Origin of the sequence: Sphingopyxis sp. (assembly GCF_965279725.1) — a bacterium.
Taxonomy (GTDB): domain Bacteria; phylum Pseudomonadota; class Alphaproteobacteria; order Sphingomonadales; family Sphingomonadaceae; genus Sphingopyxis.
Genome location: NZ_CBDIIL010000003.1, coordinates 338604 through 363163 on the forward strand (window position 1 = coordinate 338604; position 24560 = coordinate 363163).

At 63.1% G+C, this 24560-nt stretch carries 28 protein-coding genes; 10 read left to right on the forward strand and 18 right to left on the reverse strand.

Going from position 1 to position 24560, the window contains the following annotated elements; translation table 11 throughout:
* Positions 1 to 42: 42 nt before the first annotated feature.
* The 3 genes from ACQY6T_RS10415 to ACQY6T_RS10425 form a co-directional block, all read right to left on the reverse strand.
* Entirely contained in the window at positions 43 to 897 is an 855-nt protein-coding gene (locus ACQY6T_RS10415; RefSeq protein WP_428630715.1) for a fimbrial biogenesis chaperone, read from the reverse strand.
* A gap of 114 nt (positions 898 to 1011) precedes the next feature.
* Positions 1012 to 1671 (reverse strand): hypothetical protein, encoded by a 660-nt coding sequence (locus ACQY6T_RS10420; RefSeq protein ID WP_428630716.1) that lies wholly within the window; start codon positions 1669 to 1671, stop codon positions 1012 to 1014.
* Between the two features lie 78 nt (positions 1672 to 1749).
* The gene (locus ACQY6T_RS10425) at positions 1750 to 2388 is read right to left on the reverse strand and encodes a hypothetical protein (protein WP_428630717.1); all 639 of its coding nucleotides are present in this window, start codon (positions 2386 to 2388) and stop codon (positions 1750 to 1752) included.
* Positions 2389 to 2834: 446 nt separating this feature from the next.
* Between ACQY6T_RS10425 and ACQY6T_RS10430 the strand changes: the two genes are divergently transcribed.
* Positions 2835 to 3500: a helix-turn-helix domain-containing protein gene (locus ACQY6T_RS10430; RefSeq protein WP_428630718.1), complete on the forward strand. Its 666-nt coding sequence runs from the start codon at positions 2835 to 2837 to the stop codon at positions 3498 to 3500.
* A 30-nt stretch (positions 3501 to 3530) separates the two neighbouring features.
* Here ACQY6T_RS10430 and queA read toward each other — a convergent pair whose 3' ends face one another.
* From queA to ACQY6T_RS10455, 5 genes are all read right to left on the reverse strand, one after another.
* Positions 3531 to 4568 carry a tRNA preQ1(34) S-adenosylmethionine ribosyltransferase-isomerase QueA gene (gene queA, locus ACQY6T_RS10435; protein WP_428630719.1) on the reverse strand — a complete coding sequence of 346 codons (1038 nt, stop codon included), beginning with the start codon at positions 4566 to 4568 and terminating at the stop codon, positions 3531 to 3533.
* 23 nt (positions 4569 to 4591) lie between these two features.
* Entirely contained in the window at positions 4592 to 5395 is an 804-nt protein-coding gene (locus ACQY6T_RS10440; protein ID WP_428630720.1) for a peptidylprolyl isomerase, read from the reverse strand.
* A gap of 108 nt (positions 5396 to 5503) precedes the next feature.
* Positions 5504 to 6010: a pantetheine-phosphate adenylyltransferase gene (coaD, locus tag ACQY6T_RS10445; RefSeq protein WP_428630721.1), complete on the reverse strand. Its 507-nt coding sequence runs from the start codon at positions 6008 to 6010 to the stop codon at positions 5504 to 5506.
* On the reverse strand, positions 6010 to 6864 hold the full coding sequence (locus ACQY6T_RS10450) for a polyprenyl synthetase family protein (RefSeq protein WP_428632626.1): 855 nt from the start codon (positions 6862 to 6864) through the stop codon (positions 6010 to 6012). Before ACQY6T_RS10450 ends, coaD begins: the two co-directional genes overlap by 1 nt.
* Positions 6865 to 6937: 73 nt before the next feature.
* A complete protein-coding gene (locus ACQY6T_RS10455; protein ID WP_428630722.1) occupies positions 6938 to 7213 on the reverse strand; it encodes an exodeoxyribonuclease VII small subunit in 276 nt (91 codons plus the stop codon).
* Between the two features lie 86 nt (positions 7214 to 7299).
* Here ACQY6T_RS10455 and ACQY6T_RS10460 point away from each other — a divergent pair, with 86 nt between their 5' ends.
* The 5 genes from ACQY6T_RS10460 to ACQY6T_RS10480 all read left to right on the forward strand — a co-directional run bounded on the left by ACQY6T_RS10460 (position 7300) and on the right by ACQY6T_RS10480 (position 12015).
* On the forward strand, positions 7300 to 7965 hold the full coding sequence (locus tag ACQY6T_RS10460) for a hypothetical protein (protein WP_428630723.1): 666 nt from the start codon (positions 7300 to 7302) through the stop codon (positions 7963 to 7965).
* Positions 7962 to 8378: a DUF2177 family protein gene (locus ACQY6T_RS10465; RefSeq protein WP_428630724.1), complete on the forward strand. Its 417-nt coding sequence runs from the start codon at positions 7962 to 7964 to the stop codon at positions 8376 to 8378. The genes ACQY6T_RS10460 and ACQY6T_RS10465 overlap by 4 nt, the downstream gene beginning before the upstream one ends.
* A gap of 132 nt (positions 8379 to 8510) precedes the next feature.
* On the forward strand, positions 8511 to 8807 hold the full coding sequence (locus ACQY6T_RS10470) for a hypothetical protein (RefSeq protein WP_428630725.1): 297 nt from the start codon (positions 8511 to 8513) through the stop codon (positions 8805 to 8807).
* Between the two features lie 83 nt (positions 8808 to 8890).
* Positions 8891 to 11146, forward strand: a complete 2256-nt coding sequence (purL, locus tag ACQY6T_RS10475; protein WP_428630726.1) for a phosphoribosylformylglycinamidine synthase subunit PurL — start codon at positions 8891 to 8893, stop codon at positions 11144 to 11146.
* A gap of 128 nt (positions 11147 to 11274) precedes the next feature.
* Positions 11275 to 12015 carry a DUF72 domain-containing protein gene (locus ACQY6T_RS10480; protein ID WP_428630727.1) on the forward strand — a complete coding sequence of 247 codons (741 nt, stop codon included), beginning with the start codon at positions 11275 to 11277 and terminating at the stop codon, positions 12013 to 12015.
* A gap of 149 nt (positions 12016 to 12164) precedes the next feature.
* Here the strand turns inward: ACQY6T_RS10480 and ACQY6T_RS10485 are convergent, their stop codons facing one another.
* A complete protein-coding gene (locus ACQY6T_RS10485; protein ID WP_428630728.1) occupies positions 12165 to 12947 on the reverse strand; it encodes a Coq4 family protein in 783 nt (260 codons plus the stop codon).
* Positions 12948 to 13089: 142 nt separating this feature from the next.
* Here ACQY6T_RS10485 and ACQY6T_RS10490 point away from each other — a divergent pair, with 142 nt between their 5' ends.
* On the forward strand, positions 13090 to 14343 hold the full coding sequence (locus ACQY6T_RS10490) for a DUF418 domain-containing protein (RefSeq protein WP_428630729.1): 1254 nt from the start codon (positions 13090 to 13092) through the stop codon (positions 14341 to 14343).
* On the opposite strand, the gene ACQY6T_RS10495 is transcribed toward ACQY6T_RS10490, so the two are convergent.
* The 6 genes from ACQY6T_RS10495 to panB form a co-directional block, all read right to left on the reverse strand.
* A complete protein-coding gene (locus tag ACQY6T_RS10495; protein WP_428630730.1) occupies positions 14337 to 14741 on the reverse strand; it encodes an Hpt domain-containing protein in 405 nt (134 codons plus the stop codon). The genes ACQY6T_RS10490 and ACQY6T_RS10495 overlap by 7 nt on opposite strands.
* 115 nt (positions 14742 to 14856) lie before the next feature.
* Entirely contained in the window at positions 14857 to 15081 is a 225-nt protein-coding gene (locus ACQY6T_RS10500; RefSeq protein ID WP_428630731.1) for a sulfurtransferase TusA family protein, read from the reverse strand.
* 6 nt (positions 15082 to 15087) lie between these two features.
* Positions 15088 to 16464: a ribosome biogenesis GTPase Der gene (gene der / locus ACQY6T_RS10505; protein ID WP_428630732.1), complete on the reverse strand. Its 1377-nt coding sequence runs from the start codon at positions 16462 to 16464 to the stop codon at positions 15088 to 15090.
* 49 nt (positions 16465 to 16513) lie between these two features.
* A complete protein-coding gene (locus ACQY6T_RS10510; protein WP_428630733.1) occupies positions 16514 to 17848 on the reverse strand; it encodes a PQQ-binding-like beta-propeller repeat protein in 1335 nt (444 codons plus the stop codon).
* Between the two features lies 1 nt (position 17849).
* The gene (locus ACQY6T_RS10515; protein WP_428630734.1) at positions 17850 to 18623 is read right to left on the reverse strand and encodes a tetratricopeptide repeat protein; all 774 of its coding nucleotides are present in this window, start codon (positions 18621 to 18623) and stop codon (positions 17850 to 17852) included.
* 116 nt (positions 18624 to 18739) lie between these two features.
* Positions 18740 to 19603 (reverse strand): 3-methyl-2-oxobutanoate hydroxymethyltransferase, encoded by an 864-nt coding sequence (gene panB / locus ACQY6T_RS10520; protein ID WP_428630735.1) that lies wholly within the window; start codon positions 19601 to 19603, stop codon positions 18740 to 18742.
* Positions 19604 to 19732: 129 nt separating this feature from the next.
* On the opposite strand from panB, the gene ACQY6T_RS10525 reads away from it, so the two are divergent.
* Both ACQY6T_RS10525 and ACQY6T_RS10530 read left to right on the forward strand, forming a co-directional pair.
* Positions 19733 to 20155: a hypothetical protein gene (locus ACQY6T_RS10525; RefSeq protein WP_428630736.1), complete on the forward strand. Its 423-nt coding sequence runs from the start codon at positions 19733 to 19735 to the stop codon at positions 20153 to 20155.
* A gap of 3 nt (positions 20156 to 20158) precedes the next feature.
* Positions 20159 to 20377 carry a helix-turn-helix transcriptional regulator gene (locus tag ACQY6T_RS10530; RefSeq protein WP_428630737.1) on the forward strand — a complete coding sequence of 73 codons (219 nt, stop codon included), beginning with the start codon at positions 20159 to 20161 and terminating at the stop codon, positions 20375 to 20377.
* A gap of 301 nt (positions 20378 to 20678) precedes the next feature.
* On the opposite strand, the gene ACQY6T_RS10535 is transcribed toward ACQY6T_RS10530, so the two are convergent.
* From ACQY6T_RS10535 to ACQY6T_RS10545, 3 genes are read right to left on the reverse strand one after another with little or no spacing between them, the layout of a single operon-like run.
* Positions 20679 to 21764 carry a glycerophosphodiester phosphodiesterase gene (locus ACQY6T_RS10535; protein ID WP_428630738.1) on the reverse strand — a complete coding sequence of 362 codons (1086 nt, stop codon included), beginning with the start codon at positions 21762 to 21764 and terminating at the stop codon, positions 20679 to 20681.
* Positions 21761 to 22111, reverse strand: a complete 351-nt coding sequence (locus ACQY6T_RS10540) for an ArsC family reductase (RefSeq protein ID WP_428630739.1) — start codon at positions 22109 to 22111, stop codon at positions 21761 to 21763. Before ACQY6T_RS10540 ends, ACQY6T_RS10535 begins: the two co-directional genes overlap by 4 nt.
* A 58-nt stretch (positions 22112 to 22169) precedes the next feature.
* On the reverse strand, positions 22170 to 22808 hold the full coding sequence (locus ACQY6T_RS10545; RefSeq protein WP_428630740.1) for a Crp/Fnr family transcriptional regulator: 639 nt from the start codon (positions 22806 to 22808) through the stop codon (positions 22170 to 22172).
* A gap of 293 nt (positions 22809 to 23101) precedes the next feature.
* Here ACQY6T_RS10545 and ACQY6T_RS10550 point away from each other — a divergent pair, with 293 nt between their 5' ends.
* Positions 23102 to 24475 carry a class II 3-deoxy-7-phosphoheptulonate synthase gene (locus ACQY6T_RS10550; RefSeq protein ID WP_428630741.1) on the forward strand — a complete coding sequence of 458 codons (1374 nt, stop codon included), beginning with the start codon at positions 23102 to 23104 and terminating at the stop codon, positions 24473 to 24475.
* The last annotated feature ends 85 nt before the right edge of the window (positions 24476 to 24560 follow it).

Sequence of the window (24560 nt, forward strand, 5' to 3'; positions counted from 1 at the left end):
CGCTGATGGCGATAGCGCTCCCGGCACCACGAAGATTCAGCCTCACCGAACAAACCGCATCGTGATCGGTTTTGCGGGATCGAGCTCAACCCCGGTCGGGATCGAGAAGGTACGCTTGCCGCCAGCGGGAGCGAGATAACCGACGCCGACAAGCTGCGACACTTCTTCATTTCCATAGGTGCGCTCAAAAGCTTTGCCGTCCGCAGTGGTTGCGGTGACAACCCACTTTGCGCCGCTCATTAACGCGTAACGATTGCCTTTGTTTGCGACCACAACTTTCAAACCGGGCTGCGGCTCAGAGGGTTTTGCATCGGCAGGCTCTGCGGCCTTAAGCGCGGGATCGATGTCAGGCACCGGCGGAAGGACCATGTCAGGCACCAAGGACACCACTTCCACATCGGGCTTAACGCCGGGAGGCGCGACGATGATCAGCGACTTCATCGTGTACAATATGTCGATTGACACCGATGCATCCGTACCCTGGATTTTTTGCGGATTGGTTTCGACCGGCAATTGGCGGACCCACAAATAATAGGCCTGCGAGGTCGGGATGTCAGGCCGACCGATCCACTGCACACGAACAACCTGTCGACCCGATACCGGGACTAGGCCTTGCGGCGGGAAGGTGATGAAGTCTTCGTCAGCATCGGTTTCGACCAGCTTGCCGTCTTCGTCGAAATCGATACGCGTAATCTTCGTTTCGAAAGGCAAAGAGACCGAGCTGACATTGCCAACTTCGATCCGCGCCACTGCGCCGCTGCCAGAAGTCGACAATTCGGAAACCATCGGGGACACGCGCATTGCAAGAGCGGAGGTCGAGGCGATGATGCCCAGAAACACCAGAACCGCAACAATGCGCAGTTTCGTGAACAAGTCTGCAAACCGCAATTTGATCATCCGTCCCTCGCACGGGACATCATTGGCGCGACCCGTGTCGCCCTTGCCCCGTCCCCCATATAAAAATGCCGGGGGGACATTTCTGTCCCCCACGACATCTAACTTCTTGGTGCCTTAGAGAGCGGCAGCCAGCTCAACCCTTACGGTATCCGTGTAGGTGCCAGCAACCAGCGCCTTCGTCGGGTCCGAAATGACGATGCCGAACGCTGCCGGCGACTTCCAAGCACCGTTCGTTTTCGTGCCCGAAGTTGCGGTCGGTGCGACCGAAATCTGGCCGGCGCTTCCGTTCGTCAGCTGTCCAAACGCAGGAGCACTGTACACCGCGCTGACCGAGTAGGGGATGTTCGCCTGGAACACGGTGCTGTCGTATCCGCCGACGTTACCCGTGTTCTTCAACCCATCAACGCCATTCAGCTTGGTAACGGTCATGGTGCTGGCGGTGTTGCAGCCCGCAAGGTTGGTACGGCTGTGGCCGTTCGCGGTGCCGACCGAGGTGAAGACGTTTTCAACGGTGCTGGTTGCGTCGGCATAGATGCCGATGGTGCCGAAGTTGACGTCTTTCAGGTCGCCGCCGGCGCCCAGAACACAAGCCTGGCTGACGGTGCCGGTGATCGTGAAATCAGCCGAAACATCACTGTTAGCGACACCGACGTTGCCCGGGTTGTTGGGATTGACGTAGGTGGTGTTATTTGCGGGCGTGCCGTCCTGCTGAGCCATGGCGGCGGTGCTGGTGAGAGCGACAGCTGCCGCAGTGATAAACAGAGAAATCTTCATGATAAAACTACCTTTCAAGTTAACTTATATGCACTTCACTTAAACGAACGACCCAACTGGCTTTGGGGGCCAGTATTCCTAGACGCGGGGATTGATCACGATCATGATCGAGTCCACGTATTGGCCCGCGAGAAGTTCGCGGCCTTGCGTCATTTGTGTTTGAAGGCGGATTTCGCCGCCTCCCGCTGCGATCGCGTCACCGCTGTTTAGCGAGGCGCCTGCGACCATCTGATTGCTGGTGAAATCGGCGTGGAGCTGCGTCGGCAATGGCGACAGCGCCGGTACCGTTACATCCAACCGATAGGGAACGAGGCCCACATAGGGGCCTTCGCCTTGCGGCTTGGTAGCATGGGCGATTCCGCCCGATGCAGACCGAAAAACCATTTCAAACGGGACGTTACAGCCGACATCGAACCGCGCGATGGCCTGCTTGTCGCCAGTCAATTCGCCCAGGCTGATCGTACCGCCACCGCCGACTGAGCATTTCGCCGTTATGTAGCCAGCCAGGACGACGTTGACCGACGCCCCATCGAAAGTTGGCGCGTTGTCCTTAGCCTGTGCTGCGGTCGCGATGGTCGACAACAGCATCAAAGCTGCCGCCGCGCTGGATCGCGCCACCTTTCGGTGAAGACAATGTGCCAAAAAACCCCCGATGCCGAACGAAACGCCTGAATTTCTCCAGGCGCGCCGCCGGGCGTTGTTCTTGTCCTTCGCCACCCCCGTGGCCGAAGAATCGTTCAAATCTGTTTATGAAAATAAACAATTTATTTACATTAGCAATGCCGATACCGCTCGGCCTGGCCCGTTTACAGCGTCAGATCGGACTTTGTTCCCCTTTGATACAGCGCCGCGCAAGACATTAAGATCGCGGAATAAAGCGAAACCTCCTTATTCATGGGCGTTTGGCGAGCAATCGGTTGCCGGATTCGGATCTGGCCACCCTCCTGGATCCGCCGACCGGTCATGATAGCCAAACTAAATTTTTAACTTAGGCCGTCTTTAAGCTGCCATTGGCTCGCCCGACCGGCGCCAATCCAGCAATGGCCGCGCGCGCTGTGACGGATGCCTGCCTTGCACCGACCTTCGTCGTCGCGCGCACACGCATGACCGCATATCGGTTCCGGTAACGCCGCCTTAACCCCACAGCACCGACTATGGAGGCTATGGCAATTCCGGCATTTATTGAAAAAGCAGCGCCGTCGGACGGCAAAGCACGCAGCGCGCGACGGAAATTGCGCCTGAAACTGCAGGGCACCAACGCCAGCGGCGGCGACTTCAATGTGTCGGTGCATAATATTTCGGCGACGGGACTACTGCTCGAGGGTGAGGCTGCGTTGGCGCTTGGCGACGCGATTGACATCGTCTTGCCGCATGCCGGAGCGACCCGTGCCAAAGTCATTTGGGCCAGCGACGCCCTCTATGGCTGCCAATTCGATACGCCAATCTCGTCCGCAACCCTGAGCGCCGCCCAGCTGCGCGCCCTGGTCGGGGAAAATCGTGATGAGGTTGTCGCTCCAAGCGAGCCCGCGATCGAAAGCTTCGGCAACCGGCTCCACCGGCTCCGTACCGCCAAGCGGCTGACGCAGGTCCAGATCGCCGCCGAACTGGACGTGAGCGAACAATCGATCTCGGCCTGGGAGCAAGATAAGGCGCGGCCCAAGGCGGGGCGGGTCAAAGCGCTGGCGACCCTGTTGGATGTTGAAATAACCGAACTGCTGGGGATCGATGAGGCCAACAGCCTGCGCAATGTCGTTGAGCGCGCCAAAGCGCAGGTCGCCGAAGCTGCCGCAGTCAGCACCGACAACGTCAAAATCATCATCGAGATTTAGCCGGACCGCGCGCCCACGGCGACGACAGGTCTATACCGTGCGTTCGGGCAGCAACAAGCTGGCGTCGCCATAGCTATAAAACCGGTATTGGTTGCTTATCGCATGGGCGTAAGCACCCTGCATGACCTCCAGCCCCATCAGCGCGCTGACCAGCATGAACAAGGTCGAGCGCGGCAGGTGAAAATTGGTCATCAACCCGTCGATCGCCTTGAACCGGTAGCCGGGGGTGATGAAGATCGCCGTGTCGCCAGCAAACGCGGCGATCGTGCCGTCGTCCTGCACCGCGCTTTCCAGCAGGCGGAGGCTGGTGGTGCCGACCGCAATCACGCGGCCTCCCGCAGCGCGCACAGCGTTGAGCCGCGCCGCGGTCTCCGCCTCGATCCGCCCCCATTCGGCGTGCATGACATGATCTTCGGTATCGTCGGCCTTCACTGGCAGGAAGGTACCAGCACCGACGTGCAGTGTTAGCGTCTCAGTCGCAACGCCCGCCGCCGCCAGCGCTGCAAGCAATCGCGGTGTGAAGTGTAGCGCCGCGGTCGGTGCGGCGACCGCGCCATCCTTGGCCGCGAACATCGTCTGATAATCGGCGCGATCGTCGTCATCGGTCGGGCGCTTGCCGGCAATATAGGGAGGCAGCGGCATCGTGCCGGCGCGTTCGAGCAGCACTTCGACCGGTTCGTCACCGCCAAAGGCCAGGATGAAGCTGCCGTCGGCGAGCCGGTCTTCGGCCAGTGCCATGACCCCCGATCCGAAATCGACCGTCTCGCCGATGCGCAACCGCTTGCCGTTGCGGACGAAGGCCTGCCAGCGGCGCAGGTCGATCCGTTTGTGCAGGGTGGCGCCGATCTTGGCCTCTCCGCGGCGACCCTCGAGCTGCGCGGGAATGACGCGCGTGTCGTTGAACACCAGGCAATCGCCGGGACGCAGCCATGCGGGTAGGTCGCTGACCCCCGCATCGCTGATCGTGTCACCATCGACCACCAGCATCCGCGCGGCGTCGCGCGGCCGGGCCGGGCGCAGCGCGATCCGCTCGTTCGGCAGGTCAAAGTTGAAGGCGTCGACGCGCATCGGGACTCGCGCCGACGATCGGCTTAACGGATCGGGGCGTTGAGCTGGTCGGCGGTGATCTCGGCGGCGGGCGCCGGGGCGGGCACCGCTTCGACCAGCATCGATGCAGGCGGCATTGGCTTGTTATCGGCCGCGACCGACACCTGCACCATGCGCGACATCACTTCGGGCGGCTCGCCTTTATGGATCGCGTCGACATATTGCATCCCCGACACGACGCGGCCAAAGGCGGTGTAGCGGCGGTCGAGCGCGAAGCGCGGCTGGAGCATGATGAAGAACTGGCTGTTCGCGCTGTCTTCGCTTTCGGCGCGCGCCATCGACAGCGTGCCGCGCAGGTGCGGGGTGACGTTAAATTCGGCCTTGAGGTCGGGCAGCTGCGAGCCGCCCTGCCCCGTTGCGGTCGGGTCGCCCGTCTGCGCCATAAAGCCGTCGATCACGCGGTGGAACTTGACCCCGTCGTAAAAGCCTGCGCGCGCGAGCTGCTTCAGGCGATCGACATGGGTCGGCGCGACATTGGGATACAGCTGTACCACGACCCGGCCGCCAGTCGAAAGATCGATGTTGAGCATATATTCCGGGTTATTGATGTACTGGTCGGGCGTCATCGTCGGCACCGCTGGCACTGCCGCAGTGGCTGGCGCTGCAGTGTCGGTGGTCGGAGCCGGTGCGGGCGCCTGGGGGGCAGGCGGCGTCGCGACGGGCGGCGGCGCTGGCGCTTCCACTGGCGGCTCGGGCTGGCTCACTTCGGGCATCGGGCTTGGCGCTGGCGGCGCTTCCTGCGCCACAGCCGACGCCGCGAGACCGAGCGCCATCGCGGAAAGAATCATGGGGCGGAAGGAAAATTTCATGCTGGATCGGCCTCTATAAAGAAATTGAACGCGCGCCCCGTTCGCCGCCCCCTAGCGGGAAAAAGCTGAACGCTCAATGATCGGTATTTAGCGGTCGCCCTGCAGCAGCCCGCGTTCGGCGATCCGGGCCACCACCGCCTCGCGCACCGGGGGCGTCACGAATTTGCGAATGTCGCCGCCAAAGATCGCGATTTCCTTGACCAGCCGCGACGCGATCGGTTGCAGGCCGACGTCAGCCATCAGGAACACGGTTTCGATGCGGTCGTTGAGCTGCTGGTTCATCCCCGCCATTTGATATTCATATTCGAAATCAGCGACCGCGCGCAGCCCGCGGACGATCATGTTCGCGCCTTCGCGCTCGGCGAAATCCATCAACAGCGCGTTGAAACCGACGACGCGAATATCGCCGCCCAGCCCCGCCACTTCGCTGCGCACCATCTCGATCCGTTCGTCATCGTCGAACAGCGGCGATTTGGTGATGTTGGTCGTCACGCCGATGACCAGCCGGTCGACCAGCTTCGCGCCGCGGCGGATGATGTCCATATGTCCCAGCGTGATAGGATCGAACGTTCCGGGATAAACCCCAATGCGCATCAACGGTCCCTTTCCACCACATAGCGGGCGATGGCACGCAGCAACGTCGCCTCGTCGCCAAAGCTCGCGAGATGCCCGATCGCCTGATCGACCAGCGCGGTCGCCTGTTCGCGCGCGCGTTCGAGTCCCATCAGCGTCACAAAGGTGCCCTTGCCCGCGGCTGCATCTTTATGCAGCGCCTTGCCCGCCAGCGCCTCGTCTCCCTCGACGTCCATGATGTCGTCGGCGATCTGAAACGCGAGGCCGATGTCGCGCGCATAGGCGCGCAGCGCGGTACGCCCCTCGGGCGGGATGCGCGCCAGGATCGCGCCGGCCTCGACCGAAAAAGCGATCAGCGCCCCGGTCTTGAGCTGTTGCAACCGGGTGACCGTCTGCAAATCGAAGTTCGACGTTTCGGCGGCAAGGTCCATCATCTGGCCACCCGCCATGCCCGCCGGACCTGCCGCGCGAGCCAATTCACAGCACAGCTCGCCGCGCACGAACGGGTCGCTGCTCGTCGCCGGATCGCAGAGCCACTCGAACGCCATTGCGTGAAGCGAATCGCCCGCCAGCACTGCGGTCGCCTCGTCGAACGCCTTGTGCACCGTCGGCTTGCCGCGGCGCAGATCGTCATCGTCCATGCACGGCAGATCGTCGTGGATCAGCGAATAGACGTGCATCGCCTCGACCGCCGCCCCGACGCGCAGGCTGAGCCCGCGATCGACATGAAACAGGTCGCCCGCGGCGCGCACCAGCAAGGGGCGCAGCCGCTTGCCCCCCGCAATCGCGGCATGGCGCATCGCTTCGTAGAGCGGCGCGCGCGGGTCGCTGGGTACCGGCAACAGCTGGTCGAACAGCGCGTCGATGCCCGCCATCACCTCGGCCTGGGTGCTCAGCAGCGACTGCGTTGCGCTGGAAATATCGTCGCTTGCCGACGTCATGATGGGATCAGCCTTCGCCGAAGGGAGTGGTTCCCGTCGGCCGACCGTCAGCCCCCAGGCTCACCTGTTCGATCCGCGCCTGCGCCGCGGCGAGCCGCGCTTCGCAATGCCGGCGCAGTGCGTGGCCGCGTTCATAGAGCGCAACCGATTCTTCCAGGCTGACATCACCGCTTTCGAGTCGCCGCACGATCGTTTCCAGCTCGCCCATTGCGGCTTCGAACGACAGCGCGGCGATCGCGGTGTCCGGGGCGGAGGCGGCAGCAGCGTCAGGAGTATCCGTCATGCCCTGCTTTGGCCCGTTCGCCCCCCCCTGGTCAAGTGCGGCGGTCAAGCTTGACCTCGCCTCGCGTTGCCTTAGCGTAGCCGCCCATGTTCATAGGACATTGGGCACCGGCGCTGGCCGCCGCCGCGCATCCGAAAGCGCCGGGTCTGGGGACGTTGTTTCTGGCTGGGCAGTTGGTCGACTGGGCCTTTTTCGCTTTTGTACTGGCCGACATCGAACATCTGCGCCTGTCGCCCGGGATCAGCGTGATGAACCCGATGGACCTGTATCATATGCCCTATACCCACAGCCTGGTGGGCGCGTTGGTATTTGCGGCGGCGTTTGCCGCGCTGGTCTGGCTGGCAACACGCAGCCGCGCGGCAGCGTTGATCGGCGGCGCGGTGGTGGTCTCGCACTGGTTCGTCGATCTGCTTGTCCATGTCCCCGACCTCACTCTGTGGGGTAGCCCGCCCAAGCTCGGGCTGGGATTGTGGAATCATCCGGCGCTGGCGATGCCGCTCGAACTCGGACTGGTCGCGCTCGCGTTGGTGATGTTGGTCCGCGCGCGACCGCCATCGCGCGGCGATTGGGCAGTGCTGGCTGTGTTGGCCGCGGCGATGCTCCTGGTCCAGGCCGTAAACTGGTTTGGCCCCCAACCAACCGAACCCGATCTAGCCGCCGCGCTTGTCGTGTTCGGTACCTATGGCGTTATTACCCTGCTCGCCGCATGGGCGGGTCGCCGCCTGCCACCGCCGAAGGAAGTGCCCGCATGAATCTGCAAGCCATCGCCGCTTATGGCGCCACCGCCGTGATCTTCGGCATCCTCGATGCGCTGTGGCTCCGCACGATGGTGACCAAAGTCTATCGCCCCGAAATCGGCGCGCTGCTGATGGACGGCTGGCGCCCGGCCCCGGCGCTGATCTTTTATGCGCTTTATATGCTGGGCATCCAGATTTTCGCGGTCGGCCCGGCGCTGGCGGCGGGAAAATGGCAGGTCGCGGCGCAGTGGGGGGCGATGTTCGGCTTCTTCTGTTACATGACCTATGACCTCACCAACCATGCGACGATGAAGATCTGGTCGACCAAGGTCACGCTGCTCGACATCGCCTGGGGTACGCTAGCGACAGGCTTTGCAGCGGGCGCGGCGGCGTGGCTGGTGCTGACGCTGGTCCCGCGCGCGACATAAAGCCCGCTCACTTACAACAATCACGATTCCGCTTTTTGCAATTGCCGTGCAGCGCGCGGCCATTCATGCTGCACTGCACAAGAGAGAGGGGCGTAAAGGCAAGTTTTGTTAACCCAAACAAGGACTTGCATCATGAAAAAGATCTTCCTCCCCACCCTCGCCCTGCTCGCGCTGGTCCCCACGATCGCGCATGCCGAGGAACCCGCTAAGCAGCGTTTCGAACATGGTGGCAGCACGTACAGCTACACCGTGACCCAAGTCGGCGATGTCCGCGTCATCAGCGGCGTCGAGGAACGCACCGGCAAGCCTTTCACCCTGCGCGTCGGCACCCATCGTGTGCGCGGCACGGTGGGATCGCAGCAGGTCAGTTTCACGCTGCGCGACGTCGAGCCGCTGACCAAGCCTGTGACCACCCTCGCCGCCCGCTAAAAACCGCTCCGACCGCAGGCCCCGTGGTGCTTTTCGCATCATGGGGTCTGTTCGTTTCGCGCGCGCAGCGCTAAAGGCGCGCCATGACTCAGACCGCAACCGCGCCCGCCTCCGTCATCACCCCAGAGATCGTCGCCGAGCACGGCCTGTCTCCGGAAGAATATGACCGCGTCCTGCACGCACTCGGCCGCGAACCCAACCTCGTCGAACTCGGCATCTTCTCGGTCATGTGGTCCGAGCATTGCAGCTATAAAAGCTCGCGCCTTCATCTCAAAAAATTGCCGACCGAGGCGCCGTGGGTGATCTGCGGCCCCGGCGAAAATGCCGGCGTCATCGACATCGGCGAAGGGCCGGATGGCAAGAAGCTTGCTGCGATCTTCAAGATGGAGAGCCACAACCACCCGTCGTATATCGAACCTTATCAGGGTGCGGCGACCGGCGTCGGCGGCATTTTGCGCGACGTCTTTACGATGGGCGCGCGCCCCGTCGCGAACCTCAACGCGCTGCGCTTTGGCCGCCCCGATCATCCGAAGATGAAGCATCTGATCTCGGGCGTCGTTCACGGCATCGGCGGCTACGGCAATTGCGTCGGCGTCCCGACGGTCGGCGGCGAGGTCAATTTCCACAAGGCTTATGACGGCAATATCCTGGTCAATGCGATGACCGTCGGCATCGCCGAGCAGGACAAGATCTTCTATTCAGCCGCATCGGGCATCGGCAATCCGATCGTCTATGTTGGCTCGAAGACCGGCCGCGACGGCATCCACGGCGCCACCATGGCCTCAGCCGACTTCGGCGAGGATGCCGAGGAAAAGCGCCCGACGGTGCAGGTCGGTGATCCGTTCACCGAAAAATTGCTGATCGAGGCATGCCTCGAGCTGATGGCGTCGGACGCGATCGTCGCGATTCAGGACATGGGCGCCGCGGGTCTCACGTCGTCGTCAGTCGAGATGGCGTCGAAGGGCGGCGTCGGCCTCCATCTGAAGATGGATGATGTGCCGCAGCGCGAAACCGGCATGACGGCGTATGAAATGATGCTGTCCGAATCGCAGGAACGCATGCTGATGGTGCTGAAGCCCGGCCGCGAAGATTTCGCCGCCGCGATCTTCCACAAATGGGAACTCGACTTCGCGGTCATCGGCACCGTCACCGACACCGGACGCATGGTGCTGGAGCACAAGGGCGAGATCGTCTGCGACATCCCGCTCGCGCCGCTCGCCGACGACGCACCATTGTATGACCGCCCGCATGTCCCGACCCCGAAGCAGGCGCCGCTGACCAACGTTCCCGAGACGAAGGACGTCGCGGCCGACCTCAAGACCTTGATGAGCACGCCCGACATCGCTTCGCGCCGCTGGATCTGGGAGCAATATGACAGCCAGGTCGGCGCCGACACGGTGCAGACCGGCGGCGACGCGGCGCTCGTCCGCATCCACGGCACCAACCGCGCGCTCGCCATGTCGACCGACTGCACTCCGCGCTATTGCTACGCCGATCCGATCGAGGGCGGCAAGCAGGCGGTCGCCGAAACCTGGCGCAACATCAGCGCGGTCGGCGCGACTCCCTTGGCGATCACCAATTGCCTGAACTTCGCCAACCCGCAGCGTCCCGAAATCATGGGCCAGATCGTCGGCTGTCTCGACGGCATGGCGCAGGCGTGCATCGCGCTCGACTATCCGATCGTGTCGGGCAACGTCAGCCTTTACAATGAGTCGAAGGCGACCGGCGGCGGCAGCGCGATCCTGCCGACCCCCGCAATCGGCGGTGTCGGCGTGATCGAGGATCTGAACCGCGCGGTCGGCATCGGCTTCAAACGTACCGGCGACATCGTCCTCGCGGTCGGCGAACGCGCCGGCCATCTCGGCCAGTCCATCTGGCTGCGCGAAATCCACGGCCGCGAAGAAGGCCCGCCGCCCGAGGTTAACCTGCGCTGCGAAAAGCGCACCGGCGACTTCATCCGCCATGCGATCAACGCTGGCTGGATCACCGCCTGCCACGACGTGTCCGACGGCGGCATCGCGGTGACGCTCGCCGAAATGGCGCTCAAATCCGACATCGGCGTGCTGGTCAGCGAAGAACAGCCGTTCGGCGTCGCCGAAAGCTTCTTCGGCGAGGACCAGGGGCTGTATCTGGTCACCGTCTGCGACACCTGCCTCGCCGACTTCCTCGACGCTGCGGGCCGCGCCGACGTGCCGGTCGATCCGGTCGGGCGCACGATCAAGGACCGTATCGTGTTCGAGCTGGAGGGGAGCGATCATAGTGTGAGCCTCGCCGAGCTGCGCGAAGCGCATGAGGGCTTTTTCCCGGCGCTGATGGGAGCCGATGCAGCGCTTGCCTAGTTCGTCATTGCGAGCGTAGCGAAGCAATCTCCAGCAAACATCCATTCAGGACCATAGCTGGGGATTGCCGCGTCGCCTTCGGCTCCTCGCAATGACGAGGCAGGGCTAATGGGCGAAGGAGTGAACCAATGACCATCCATATCGGCATCGGCGGCTGGACCTTCGAACCATGGCGCGGCCCCTTCTACCCGACCGGCCTCGCCCAGAAACGCGAGCTCGAATATGCCGGCCAACATCTGACCGGGCTCGAAATCAACGGCACTTATTATGGCAGCCAGAAGCCCGAGACCTTCGCCAATTGGGCCGCCGCCGTTCCCGACGGCTTCAAGTTCAGCGTCAAGGCGTCACGCTTTGCGACCAACCGCAAGGTGCTTAAAGAAGGCGCGGCGTCGATCGAGAAGTTCCTGACCCAAGGGCTGACACGGCTCGGCGACCGGCTCGGCCCGATCCTCTGGCAATTCATGGCGACCAAGAAGTTCGACCGCGACGATTTCGCGGGCTTCCTCGACCTGCTGCCCGACAGTCAGGACGGCCTGCCGCTCCGTCACGCGATCGAGGTCCGCGACGAAAGCTTCCGCGATCCGGCCTTCGCCGCCATGCTGCGCGAGCGCAATATGGCGGTCGTTTACGCCGACAGCGACGAATTCCCGTGCATCGATGAACAGACCGCCGATTTCACCTACGCGCGCCTTCAGCGCAGCGAGGAGGAGGTCGAAACGGGCTATGACAACAAGGCGCTCGACCATTGGGCGAAGCAGGCCCGCGATTGGGCCAAGGGCGACCGCGACGTCTTCATCTTTTTCATCTCGGGCGCGAAGGTGCGTAATCCCGCCGCGGCGCAGGCGCTGATCGCAAAGCTGGCGGAGTAATGATTCTCCCTGTGGCGAAGCCATGGGGAGGTGGCAGCGCGAAGCGCTGACCTATGGGCTATGGCGCCCAACGGCGCAGCCCCTCCACCACTCATCTGCGATGAGCGGTCCCCCTCCCCATGGCTTCGCCAAGGGGAGGATCTAACCGTTCAAGCCGCCATCGCCTGCTGCGACGCCAGGAAATTATACGGATCAATGCCGCGGCGTTGATAAGCGCGATGCGCTTCCTGATACAGCGTCGGTTCGCCGATCCCCAGGCGCGCGCGCGCCGCGTCGAGCGGTTCGGCGAGCAATGAACGAATGTCCTGCTCGATGATCGCCTGCGATGCCTTGCCGTGGCGCTGGCCCTGGCGGATTGCACCAAACACCGGGGCATCAGCCTTCACGCCGCGCTTCACTTCATAGCCGCCGGCATAAGCGATGAAGGCGTTGCCGTAATTCCCGGTCTGGCCATAGGTGAAGCCCAGCACGCATTGTTCGCCGAGCGCATCGCGGCCGTAGCCGGTCAGGATGTGGAACAGGTCGTGGGTGTCGCGCAGGCGGTTGGCATACCATTGCACCTGATCGTCGAACTTGGGACGACCCATTTTATTGGCTTCGGCGACAAGGCCTGCGGCCGATAGGCCTTCGCGGCGCATGAAGGTCACATAGGCATGGCCGACGCTGCCTTCGGGCAGCTGATCGATCCAGGCATGATCGTCGAGCAGGTCGGGCAGATAGGGCTCGCTCGCCATCAGCCGCTGGCCCTTGTCGCTTTCGACGAAGGCGCGCGCATCGTCCATGAAGCCTTTACGCGGCAGATTTTCAAAGATGTGGAACACCTGTTCGGTGTCTTCCTTGTCCTTGATCAGCTTGCGGAAGTGCGACAGCGCCTTCAGCGGCCGGAACTTCGCAGGCTTGCGGTCGGGATGGGAGAAAATGGTCGGGGTCATGGCGGCTCTCTTTTGCGGACTCTGGCGAATCATCTGATGTTGTGCAGATAGCATTACTGACATGAATGTCAATAGTGAGAAAGCGCTCGACGCTGCCGGATGCGCGGGATAGCTCTGCATCCTGTTCGACGGGGGATATGCGATGGGCGGCGTGACGACAACGCGGTACGAAAGCCTCGATGCCATTCGCGGCGTCGCGGTGATGGGCATATTGGCGATGAACGTCGCCGCCTTTGCCCTGCCCTTTGCCGCCTATTCGAACCCGTTGGCCGGAGGGCCGGTAAGCGGGATCGACTTGGGCACCTGGTTTTTCAATTTCGTGCTGGTCGATTCCAAGATGCGCGGCATGTTTTCGATGCTGTTCGGGGCGAGCACCTTGCTGGTCATCGAAAGCGCCGCCAGCAACAACCGCAGCGCCGCGCGATCGCATTATTCGCGCATGGTCTGGCTCGCCCTCTTCGGTCTCGCCCATTTCTACCTCATCTGGTTCGGCGATATATTGTTCCTTTACGCGATATGCGGCCTGCTGCTGTTTGCATTCCGCAACCTGTCGGTGAAGGCGCTGACCATCTGGGCCATTGCCTTTTTCGTTGTCGGGATCGGGTTCATGGCGCTCGGGTGGGCGACGATGGCGCTAGCCGAAGCGGGCAAGATGCCCGCCGAAATGGCGTCAAGCATGGAAGCCAGCCTTGCCGATATGAACGCCGAAATGGGACCCAATGCCGCCAGCTATGCCGCGGAAATGGTGATCTATCTGGGCAGCTACGCCAGCATCGTTGCGCATCGCACCGGCGACATGCTGACCGAGCCCTTTGTCGCGGTTCTGATGTTTATGTGGGAAACGATGGGCCTGATGCTGGTTGGTATGGCGCTGTATAAATCACGCATGCTGACCGGCGACTGGGAGCCTGCGCGCTACCGCAAATGGGCGCTGCGCTGTTTCCTGATCGGCATTCCGCCGCTGGTCGCGCTGGCACTCTATCAGATGCAAAGCGGGTTCAGCGCCGTATCGACCTTCGGCGCGTCGCTATCGCTGTCGGCACCATTCGACATCGTGATGACGATCGGCTGGGCGGCGCTGATCATGTGGCTGATCAAGGTGAAGGCAAATGATGCGGTGCGGGCGCGGCTCGCGGCGACCGGGCGCATGGCCTTCACCAATTACCTGACGACGTCGATCGTGATGACGACGATCTTTTACGGCTATGGGCTGGGCCTGTTCGGCAGCGTCGGGCGCACCGCGCTCTATCTTTTCTGCTTGGGCATGTGGGCGGCAATGCTGCTGTGGTCGAAGCCCTGGCTGGAACGCTTCCATTATGGCCCGCTGGAATGGCTGTGGCGAAGCCTCGCGCGCGGCGAAATTCAGCCGATGCGCAAGGCTATGATCGCTCAGTAACCGACCGCGCGACCGAACCCGGCCGGGCGGCGCTGGACAAGCGGGTTGGCTTCGCGTTCGAGCGCACTCAGCGTTTCCTCGAACAGCCGCCGCAGTTCGACCACGCGCGGCAGATATTCTTCGGGGCTGACCTGACTTTCGACGCAGTGGCGCCCGAACATTTCGATATCTTCGGCGACCTCACCGAGCTTTTCGCCGCCAAACTGGCGGGCTTCGCTTTTCAGCGTGTGCGCCGGCATCACCAGGCCACTGGCGTCGCGGGCGCGCATCGCCTCTTCGATCGCCGCCACCGATTTGGTGCCGTCTTCGCGAAAATATCCGAGAATCCGCACGAACGCGGCGCCCAACTGGGTGCGCGTGGCGCGGAATTCATCCCAATCGACCAGGAGTTCGTCCAATGCTTTGTCCCTTGGTGTTCAAATTCGGTCGTGGTCCCAACCGATGCATGCCCAAGTTCGGTAAAAAAGACGTTACGACGCGGCGAACCAGAAACCAAAGCCGCCCCATTTTGGGTCAGCGGCGGCGGACGCGCCAGCGCGCCGCGTCATCCGCCGCGGATTCGGCCTCGACCAGCCAGTCATGTTCGGTGGCCAGCGCCGCAATCTCGCGGCCTGCCTGCGGGTCATCGGCGATCAGCAGCACATCCGCGGCGCCCCGCATCGCGCGCGCCAGCCGCAGCGCGGGCCAGGGGCAGCGCATCCCACGCGCATCAACAACCAGCGTTTCCGCCGTCGTCAAATTCCGTCACTCGTCATAAGGATTGCGCGAGTTGCGGAAATTGAGCCGCACCGGCACGCCCTGGAAACCGAGTTCCTTGCGCATGCCGTTGACCAGATAGCGTTCATAGCTGCCGGGCAAGGAATCGGTGCGGGTGCCGAACACGACAAAGGTCGGCGGCCGGGTGCGGGCCTGGGTGATATAGCGCAGCTTGATCCGTTTGCCGCCCGGCGCGGGCGGCGGGTTGGCATCCACCGCGCGTTCGAACCAGCGATTGAGCGTCGATGTCGACACGCGGTTGGTCCAGATCGCGCGCTGTTCGAACGCGACGCGAACCAGGGTATCGATCCCTTTGCCGGTCGCACCGGAAATCGTCAGCACCGGCACGCCTTTGACCTGGCTCAACCCGTCCTCGAGCGCGCCGCGCACGCCGTTGAACAACGACGACGGATCCTCCGCAACGTCCCATTTGTTCAGCGCGACGACCAGCGCGCGGCCTTCCTGCAGCACGCGATCGGCGATGTGCAGATCCTGCGACTCCAGCCCCTTGGTGGCGTCGAGCAGCAGAACCACGACTTCGGCGAAATCGACCGCATGCAGCGCGTCCATCACCGACAGCTTCTCCAGCTTGTCCTGCACCTTGGCGCGCTTGCGCATCCCGGCAGTGTCGAACAGCTGAATTTCGTGAACCTCGCCGTCGTCTTCCCATTTCCAGTCGACGCGGATCGAATCGCGGGTGATCCCCGCCTCGGGACCGGTGATCAGGCGATCTTCGCCGATCATGCGGTTGATCAGCGTCGATTTGCCCGCGTTGGGTCGGCCGACAATCGCCAGCTTCATCGGGCCGAGCGGGGCGTCCTCATCATCGTCCGCAGCGGCGACTTCTTTTTCGATCTCGTCGAACGGCTCGACGATCGGACGCAGCAGGTCGAACAGGTCGACCATACCGTCGCCATGCTCGGCGCTGAGCGCGACCGGGCTGTCGAACCCCAGCGAATAGGATTCCATCAGGCCGTTTTCGCCCTGTTTCCCTTCGGCCTTGTTGACCACCAGGATGATCGGCGTGTCCTCGCTGCGCAGCCAGCGGGCGATTTCTTCGTCCAGCGGCACGACTCCGGCGCGGCCGTCGATCATGAACAGCGCGGCATCGGCCTCGCGCACCGCCTTTTCGGTCTGAACGCGCATCCGCCCCGGCAGCGTCGCGGCGTCCTGATCCTCGAAACCCGCGGTATCGACGATGCGGAACTCAAGGCCCAGCAGGTTGGCGTCGCCTTCGCGCCGGTCGCGCGTCACCCCGGGCTGGTCATCGACCAGCGCCAGCCGCTTGCCGACCAGCCGGTTGAACAGCGTCGATTTGCCCACGTTCGGGCGGCCGACAATGGCGATCGTCGCGAATCGCGACATGACACTTTATCCCTGTAATTGCGCCGGGCCGCCCCAGCCCGGACGCTTGTCAGCGCCAGGCCGTGATCTGCCCGTCATCCGCCAAAATATACAAAATATTATTCGCCACCACCGGTGCCTGCGACAGCGGCGATTTGAATTCGGTCGAACCGAGCAGCGAGCCGTCGGTCGGCGAGAATTCCGAAAGGACTCCCTCGCTGTTGACCGCAATCAGGCGGCCGCCCGCCAGAATCGGACCGGTCCAGCGGATCGGATCCTTTTTCTTCTTTTCGGTTTCCACGCGGAAGCGCGCGAGCTGCTGAAGCCAGCGAACCTTGCCCGACGTGCGCGCGACGCACAGCAATTTGCCGTCGTCGGTCATCGCATAGACCCATTCGCCGACGACATAAGGCGTCGAAATGCCGGCGATCGAGATTTCCCAGGTGCGCTGACCGGTGAGCAGTTCATAGCTCGCCATGCGGCCACCCTGACCGAGCGCGAACACGCGGCCGTTATCGACGACCGGATCGGCATCGACATCGGTCAGCGTCGACACCGACAGCGCCATCGAGGTACGCGCCAGCGCGTCTTCCCACAGGTCGCGGCCATTTTCGTACCGATAAGCCTGAACCTCGCCCGACGAGAAACCGGCGACAATCGTGCCTTGGCCCGCCGCGGGCGACGCTGCCCCGAACACGCTGCCGGGTTCGAGCGACGCCGTCGCCTGCCACAGCACCGCGCCATTGGCGGCGTTGAGCGCGATGATCTGATTGTCCTGGCTGATCACATAGACCCCGCCAAAGGCAATCGTCGGCGCGCCGCGCAGCGGACCCGCGGGCTTCACCTTCCAGATCACCGATCCGTCAGCGACGTTCAGCGCCGCGACATCGCCCGCGCCGCTCGTCGCATAGACGACCGATCCGTCGACCCCGGCGCCGCCGCCGAACAGCGAATCCTTGAAATCCTTGCCCGTGCTGCCGATCGCGGTGCGCCACAACGGCGCGCCGGTGTCGGCGGCGAGAGCGGTCACGACGGCGTCGGTATCGACCGCGAACAGGCGGTTGTCGGCGATCACCGGCGATGCGGCGAGCCGCTGCTTGTTCGTGCTGCCCGCGATATTGGCCTGCCACAGCTTGCTGCGCGTCGCGGCCAGGGCCGGGTGCCCCATCGATTTCGATGCGTTGCCGCCCGACTGTGCCCAGGCGGCGTTTACCGCCGGTTCGGGCAGCACAACAGCAATCGCTGCGGTGGCCGGATCGACCTTGATGCTGGCATCGTTCGACAGGATCGAAACGCGATCGCCGACCGTCGGGGTCTTCGGGCCGCCGTCACCCTTGAATACGCCGCAGCCCGCAAGCGACAGCGTCAACAGCGCTGCGGTCATCCCTAAACGCGTCTTCCGCATATTAATTGGCTTCCTCAACTGGGGCGGCTGCCGCTGCTTTCGGCGCGGCATTGCCTTTCTGGTCCTTGGCGGCGCTTTCGGCGGCGCGGTCGGTAACGGCATCGACGCCGAGCATGCCCGCCATCTGGACCGAGCGCGATTGCAGCGACTTGGCGACGCCGGGTAGCTTGGCAATGCGACCATAGAGCGCACCCGCCTGGTCATATTGGCCAAGCTGATAATGGGCGGTTGCCGACAGTTCGGCGGCGCTGGCGAACCAGCTCGATACCGGATCCTTGGCATCGACGAGCGGCTTCATCCGCGCAATCACGATTTCGGGTTTCAGATTGTCATATTCCAGCGCGGTCTGCCGGATCAACGCCAGATCGCGCAACGCCGGGTCGATTTTTGGATCCGCGACGATCTTTGCCATCAGCGCGGCGGCGGCCTTCAGGTCGCCGGCTTGCGCCTTGATATTGGCCTGCTGCATCACTGCGACCGCGCGGTAAGCGGGCTCGCCGCCCGCTGCGAGCTTTTCCAGTTCGGTGGCCGCGGCGCGGGGCTGGTTGGTCTGCAGTTTTTCAAACGCGGCGATCAGTTCCTCGCCGCGTTCGCCGCGCGCTGCATCCTGACGATGGGTCCAGTATAAATAGCCCCCGAACGCCAGCAAGGCGGCCAGCACACCGCCAATGATCCACCGGCCATAGCGCTGCATGATCGTGTCGAGCCGGTCCTTGCGAACAGCTTCGTCGACCTCTTGCAACAGCGCGGTATCGTTGGTCGGGCTCAGAGCCAATCAAACCTCCATTAAACATTCAGGGCTTTGGGCATGTATCCCGCCGCGGCTTCCTTAGCGACGGCGCGGAAAAAGGCCAAGCGATTCACTTGGCCTCAATCATCGCCTTGTTCGCGTCAGCCAGCGTAGATCTGATCCTCGGTCGGGAATGAACGAGACCTGACCTGTTCGGCATATTCCTTGACCGCGCCTTCGACGACACCGGCCATATCCTGATACCGCTTCACGAATTTGGGAACGCGTTCGAACATGCCCAGCATGTCTTCGGTCACCAGCACCTGACCGTCGCATTGCGCCGACGCGCCGATGCCGATGGTCGGGCAGGCGACCTTGTTGGTCACCTCGATCGCGATCGATTCGAGCACGCCTTCGATCACCAGCGAAAATGCCCCCGCCTGGGCCACCGCGATCGAATCTTCGACGATCGCCTTGGCTTCCTCGTCGCTCTTGCCGCGCACGCCATAGCCGCCAAGAATGTTCACGGCTTGCGGGGTCAGGCCAACATGGCCCATCACCGGAATGCCGCGCTGGGTGAGGAATTCGATCGTCGGGGCGAGGGCGCGCCCGCCCTCCAGCTTCACCGCCGCAGCACCGGTTTCCTTCAGCAGGCGCGCCGCGTTGGTGAACGCCTGTTCGGGGCTGGCTTCATAGCTGCCGAACGGCATGTCGACGATGACCGCGGCATGATAGCTGCCGCGCACCACCGCGGCGCCGTGCAGCGCCATCATCTCCATCGTCACGCCGACGGTGTGCGGCAGGCCGTAGATCACCTGCCCCAGCGAATCGCCGACGAGCAGCATGTCGCAATGCGGGTCGAGCAACTGCGCCATGCGGACGGTGTAGGCGGTCAGCATCACGATCGGCTCGCCGCCCTTGCGCTGGCGGATGCGCGGCACCGTCAGGCGCTTCATCGGCTGCGGCGTCGGATTCGCGCGGCTGGTCGAGGTGTCAAAGGTGAGCGTTTTGGGCAGGGTGGACATAGGGCGCGGGCTTAGCGGCTAAAGCAGCGACGCGAAAGCGGCAAAGGCGAGCGATGTAATTTATTCTTGACTCTATGTTCGTTTAATTTAACATTGCGTCATATTCAACGAACATTGGAGGTTTCGGATATGTCGTTTCGTGAAAAGACCCACTGGGCCGCCTTCATCGGCATCTTCGCCGCTTTTGGATGGTATTTCGTCGCCTATCCCTGGCATTTGGTGGACACGTCGGCGGGTGTCGGCGCGGTGGCCGGGATGCTGGTGCCAGTGACGATCATCATCATCGTGGTGATGGCGGCAACGGCCGCAGTCTTTGCCATCCGGGCGCCCAAGGAGGTGCACGTCAGGGAGGATGAGCGCGAACGCGGCATCCATCTGCGCGGCACCCACCTTGCCTATTATCCGCTGGTGCTCGGCTGCTGGGCCAACATGATCGCCATATTCTATCGCTTCACGCCCGGCGTCTATCTCAACATGATGATCGCCACCGTCGTGCTGGCCGAACTCGTCCGGGTCGGGGCGCAGCTCTATTATTATCGCCGGGGATATTGACCGATGGCGCTTCCCTTCACCAACGACATTCGCACCCTGCGCTTTCTGGCCGAGGAAATGACACAGGGCGACCTTGGCGACAAGGTCGGGGTCACCCGCCAGACGATCGCGGCGATCGAACAGGGCAAATATTCGCCCTCGCTCGAAGTCGCGTTCCGCATCGCGCAAGTGTTCGGCAAACCGCTCGAAACGGTGTTCCAATGGGAGGCCGGCAAGGATTGATGCAGCGCGGCCGCGCGGCCCGGCCCACGCCTCTCCCCGGGGGCGTCGGGCCGGGTTTTGGCTGTTTTTGGGGTGAGAAGCCGGCGCCCGCTAGCAAGCTTCGTCATCCCGGACTTGATTCGGGATCTATGACGACAGCGCGGCTATGGATCCCGGATCAAGTCCGGGATGACGATGAGGAGGAAATCCTCCCTGTGGCGCAGCCATGGGGAGGGGCGCAGCGAGTGGTGGAGGGGCTGGTACCGTGGCCCCTCCGTCAGCACTTCGCGCTGCCACCTCCCATGGCTTCGCCACAGGAGGATCAACGTCCACTTGGGTCGCTCTTTCCCGCCACAGCCGCCACCGCCTCACGCGGGTTATCACTGAACAACCCGTCGATGCCGGTCCGCAAATAGGCGGCAATCTCAGTCCCCAGGTCACCATGTCCCGCCGGGTTCACCCCGCCTTTGTCGCCCAGCGGCAGGAAGTAATTCTCGCGGCGAAAGGTCCATGGATGGACCTTCAGCCCCGCAGCATGGGCATCGCGCACCAGGCTGGTCGGATCGGCCAGTGACCCAAGGGTACCGCGCGGAATGACCATCGCCTTGTTCGGACCAATGCCGTCGGCATAGGCGGCGATGGCTTTCAGCCCCATGGGCGACGCCATCGCCGCATAGCTGGTTTCGGGCATATCGGGTGGGCCGCCTTCGCCGTCCATCAACTGGATCAACGGCAGGTCGCTTTTGGCACGCAGGTCCATCAGGTTCCGCACCTCAAAGCTCTGGATATAGACCGGCGCCTTGCGGCCGCGATAACCGAAGCGGTCGAGCAGCGCGAGCAGCGGCGCTTCGTGCGGCAGGCCGATCGCGATGAAATGGCTGGGATGCTTGGTTTCGGGATAGACGCCGACGGGCTTCTTGCGATCCCGGTTCACCTCGGCCAGCAGCGCCAAGATTTCCTCGAACGTCGGAATATCGAACTGGCCGTCATAATCGGTCGAGCGCAGCTTCGGCAGGCGTTCGCGCGCGCGCAGCATCTTCAATTCGGCGAGCGTGAAATCTTCGGTGAACCAGCCGGTGACCTTGATGCCGTCGATCGTCTTGGTCGCCTTGCGGTCGGCGAATTCGGCACGGTCGGCGACGTCGGTGGTCTCCGAAATCTCATTCTCGTGCCGCGCCACCAGCACGCCGTCCTTGGTCAGCACCAGGTCGGGCTCGATAAAATCGGCGCCCTGCTCAATTGCCAGCCTGTACGCCGCGATCGTATGCTCGGGCCGCTCGCCCGACGCACCGCGGTGCGCGATGACGATCGGCGGCTGGCCGTCGAGGGTGGGCTGCGCGGTCACCGGATCAGCCGAACAGCCGGCGAGCAGCGACAGGGCCAGCAAGGCCGCCATCCACCGGATCATGCCGCAAAACGCGCCTGCCAGTCGGCGGCCGCAAAACCGACGCTGATCGCGCCCAAGGCTTCGACGACCGGGCGGCGGATCATCGCGGGTTGGTCGAGCATCAGTGCCTTGGCCGACGCCGCATCAAGCCCGTCTTTCTGCGCGTCAGGCAATTTGCGAAAGGTCGTGCCGCCTTTGTTGAGCAATTTTTCCCAGCCCAGCGCATCCACCCAGCTTTGCAGCCGCGCAGGCTCGAGCCCATCCTTGCGGAAATCGTGAAAGCGGTAGGCAACGCCCTGCTCATCGAGCCAGCGGCGCGCCTTTTTCACCGTGTCGCAGTTTGAAATGCCGTAGAGAATCATTGTCATGGCGCGGTGATTAGCAGGCGGCGATGACAAGTTCGAGGCGTCGTGGCCGCAAACAAGATCAAGCGATCGGCGGCCGATCGGCCAGCCGCGTATTGGCGGTCGCCAGCTTGCCGCGCAGCGCCCGGGCAAAACCCTCGTGCAGCACGCTGGCGATGCTCGGGTTGGCGGCCAGATAGGCCCGGAGCGCCGCCGCCGGGACAAACCACAGCCGCGCGTTGCTGCCGAGCACCACCGTTCCCGTCGCATGGGTGCCGTCGAGCACCGTCGCTTCGCCGATCAATGCACCGTCGGACAATTTGCCAACCTCGGCGCCGTCACGCTGGATCGCCGCCTGCCCTTCCGCCAAATAGAATAAACTCGGCGCCGCCTGATTTTCGCGGATCAATATTTCGCCGCGACGCGCCGAAATCCAGTGTCCCTGATCGATCAAGCCGCGTGCCGCCACCGCGTTGAGCCCGCTGAAATGTTCGCGCCGCAGCGCCTCTTCCTCGGCTGAAAAGCTGACATTTTTTTCGCGCAGCCATAATCGCGCCAGGATGCCGATGTTCACGACCAGGATCGCCAGCACCAGCATCCCATAGCCGACATCGGGTTCACGGAATAACACCAGCGGCACCGCCACCAGCGCCGCGGCCGCCAGGCCGATACGGACATAATCGATACGCACGACAAAGCTTGTCGCCAGCAGCAACAGCAATGCCCCATATATAAACCATGCGGACTCGAAATTCGCCATAGCCAGTCGCTTCGCGTGAAGACCCGGTATCAGGTCGCTGGATGTATAACGTCGCCGATAGCCAGATGCCTTGGATGCGCGCGTTGCATTGCAAAGCAGTGAAACAAACTATCAGTTTTTGGTCCCCAAGAAAAGCATAGGTGCGCAAATGTCACGATAATGCTAATTTTCTCGGCTGTCGGATAGGGCGCATTGCGTCGAGCCGACATTCGCGCCATGGCGGCGCCCGGTTTGAACAGTGAAGATACAGGCAGATGACGAAGAATTGGCAACCGCATAGCTGGCGCTCGCACGACGCCCGTCAGCTGCCCACCTATCGCGACGCCGACGCGCTCGCGGCGGCCGAACGCGAGCTGAGCAATTATCCGCCGCTTGTTTTCGCCGGCGAGGCACGCGACCTGACCGCCGACCTTGGCCGCGTGGCCGAGGGCAAGGCGTTCCTGCTGCAGGGCGGCGACTGCGCCGAAAGCTTTGCCGAATTTCACCCGAACAACATCCGCGACACCTTTCGCGTCCTGCTCCAGATGGCGGTCGTGCTGACCTTTGCGTCGAAAATGCCGGTGGTAAAGCTCGGCCGCATGGCGGGCCAGTTCGCCAAGCCGCGCTCGGCCGACATGGAAGACATCGAGGGCGTGTCGCTGCCCAGCTATCGCGGCGACATCATCAATGACATCGCGTTCGAGGAAGCGGGCCGCGAGCCCGATCCGCAGCGCATGGTCAAGGCGTATAACCAGTCGGCGGCGACGCTGAACCTGCTGCGCGCCTTTGCGAACGGCGGCTACGCGAACCTGCGCCAAGTCAATGCGTGGACGCACGACTTCATGGATCGCAGCCCGTGGGCGAAGAAATATCAGGAAACCGCCGCGCGGATTTCCGAAGCGCTAGCGTTCATGGAAGCGTGCGGCGTGACCCCCGAAACCGTCCCGCAGATCAAAGGCACCAGCTTTTACACCAGCCATGAAGCGCTGCTGCTCCCCTATGAGCAGGCGCTGACGCGGCAGGACAGCCTGACCGGCGGCTGGTACGACACCTCGGGCCACTTCCTGTGGGTCGGCGACCGCACCCGTTTTGAAGGGTCGGCGCATATCGAATATCTGCGCGGCATCGGCAATCCGGTCGGCATGAAGTGCGGGCCGAGCCTCGAGCCCGACGTGCTGCTGCGCCTGCTCGACACGCTGAACCCGAACCATGTGTCGGGGCGGATGACACTGATCACGCGTTACGGCCATGACAAGATCGAAGCGCATCTGCCCAAGCTGGTGCGCGCGGTGAAGGAATCGGGGCATCCGGTCGTCTGGTCGTGCGACCCGATGCACGGCAATGTCATCAAAACGCCCAATGGCTACAAGACGCGGCCGTTCGAACGCATCCTCGCCGAAGTGCGCGGCTTTTTCGCGGTGCACCGCGCCGAGGGTACGCATGGCGGCGGCATCCATATCGAAATGACCGGCCAGAATGTCACCGAATGCACCGGCGGCGCGATGGACGTGACGCAGATGGATCTGGCTGATCGCTATCACACGCACTGCGATCCGCGGTTGAACGCGGGGCAGTCGCTGGAGCTGGCGTTCCTGCTCGCCGAGATGCTGAATCAGGAAATGACCGAGCGGGCCAAGCAGGCGGCTTGAATCTAGCCTCGTCATTGCGAGGAGCGAAGCGACGCGGCAATCCAGAGTGTACGTAAACCGCTCTGGATTGCTTCGCTACGCTCGC

What these genes read in the sequence shown, in the direction of transcription:
- ACQY6T_RS10415 (WP_428630715.1), bottom strand. Translation starts at nt 897, where the DNA reads ATGATCAAATTGCGGTTTGCAGACTTGTTCACGAAACTGCGCATTGTT.
- ACQY6T_RS10420 (WP_428630716.1), bottom strand. Translation starts at nt 1,671, where the DNA reads ATGAAGATTTCTCTGTTTATCACTGCGGCAGCTGTCGCTCTCACCAGC.
- ACQY6T_RS10430 (WP_428630718.1), top strand. Translation starts at nt 2,835, where the DNA reads ATGGCAATTCCGGCATTTATTGAAAAAGCAGCGCCGTCGGACGGCAAA.
- queA (WP_428630719.1), bottom strand. Translation starts at nt 4,568, where the DNA reads ATGCGCGTCGACGCCTTCAACTTTGACCTGCCGAACGAGCGGATCGCG.
- ACQY6T_RS10440 (WP_428630720.1), bottom strand. Translation starts at nt 5,395, where the DNA reads ATGATTCTTTCCGCGATGGCGCTCGGTCTCGCGGCGTCGGCTGTGGCG.
- coaD (WP_428630721.1), bottom strand. Translation starts at nt 6,010, where the DNA reads ATGCGCATTGGGGTTTATCCCGGAACGTTCGATCCTATCACGCTGGGA.
- ACQY6T_RS10450 (WP_428632626.1), bottom strand. Translation starts at nt 6,864, where the DNA reads ATGGCGGGCATCGACGCGCTGTTCGACCAGCTGTTGCCGGTACCCAGC.
- ACQY6T_RS10455 (WP_428630722.1), bottom strand. Translation starts at nt 7,213, where the DNA reads ATGACGGATACTCCTGACGCTGCTGCCGCCTCCGCCCCGGACACCGCG.
- ACQY6T_RS10460 (WP_428630723.1), top strand. Translation starts at nt 7,300, where the DNA reads ATGTTCATAGGACATTGGGCACCGGCGCTGGCCGCCGCCGCGCATCCG.
- ACQY6T_RS10465 (WP_428630724.1), top strand. Translation starts at nt 7,962, where the DNA reads ATGAATCTGCAAGCCATCGCCGCTTATGGCGCCACCGCCGTGATCTTC.
- ACQY6T_RS10470 (WP_428630725.1), top strand. Translation starts at nt 8,511, where the DNA reads ATGAAAAAGATCTTCCTCCCCACCCTCGCCCTGCTCGCGCTGGTCCCC.
- purL (WP_428630726.1), top strand. Translation starts at nt 8,891, where the DNA reads ATGACTCAGACCGCAACCGCGCCCGCCTCCGTCATCACCCCAGAGATC.
- ACQY6T_RS10480 (WP_428630727.1), top strand. Translation starts at nt 11,275, where the DNA reads ATGACCATCCATATCGGCATCGGCGGCTGGACCTTCGAACCATGGCGC.
- ACQY6T_RS10485 (WP_428630728.1), bottom strand. Translation starts at nt 12,947, where the DNA reads ATGACCCCGACCATTTTCTCCCATCCCGACCGCAAGCCTGCGAAGTTC.
- ACQY6T_RS10490 (WP_428630729.1), top strand. Translation starts at nt 13,090, where the DNA reads ATGGGCGGCGTGACGACAACGCGGTACGAAAGCCTCGATGCCATTCGC.
- der (WP_428630732.1), bottom strand. Translation starts at nt 16,464, where the DNA reads ATGTCGCGATTCGCGACGATCGCCATTGTCGGCCGCCCGAACGTGGGC.
- ACQY6T_RS10510 (WP_428630733.1), bottom strand. Translation starts at nt 17,848, where the DNA reads ATGCGGAAGACGCGTTTAGGGATGACCGCAGCGCTGTTGACGCTGTCG.
- panB (WP_428630735.1), bottom strand. Translation starts at nt 19,603, where the DNA reads ATGTCCACCCTGCCCAAAACGCTCACCTTTGACACCTCGACCAGCCGC.
- ACQY6T_RS10525 (WP_428630736.1), top strand. Translation starts at nt 19,733, where the DNA reads ATGTCGTTTCGTGAAAAGACCCACTGGGCCGCCTTCATCGGCATCTTC.
- ACQY6T_RS10530 (WP_428630737.1), top strand. Translation starts at nt 20,159, where the DNA reads ATGGCGCTTCCCTTCACCAACGACATTCGCACCCTGCGCTTTCTGGCC.
- ACQY6T_RS10535 (WP_428630738.1), bottom strand. Translation starts at nt 21,764, where the DNA reads ATGATCCGGTGGATGGCGGCCTTGCTGGCCCTGTCGCTGCTCGCCGGC.
- ACQY6T_RS10540 (WP_428630739.1), bottom strand. Translation starts at nt 22,111, where the DNA reads ATGACAATGATTCTCTACGGCATTTCAAACTGCGACACGGTGAAAAAG.
- ACQY6T_RS10550 (WP_428630741.1), top strand. Translation starts at nt 23,102, where the DNA reads ATGACGAAGAATTGGCAACCGCATAGCTGGCGCTCGCACGACGCCCGT.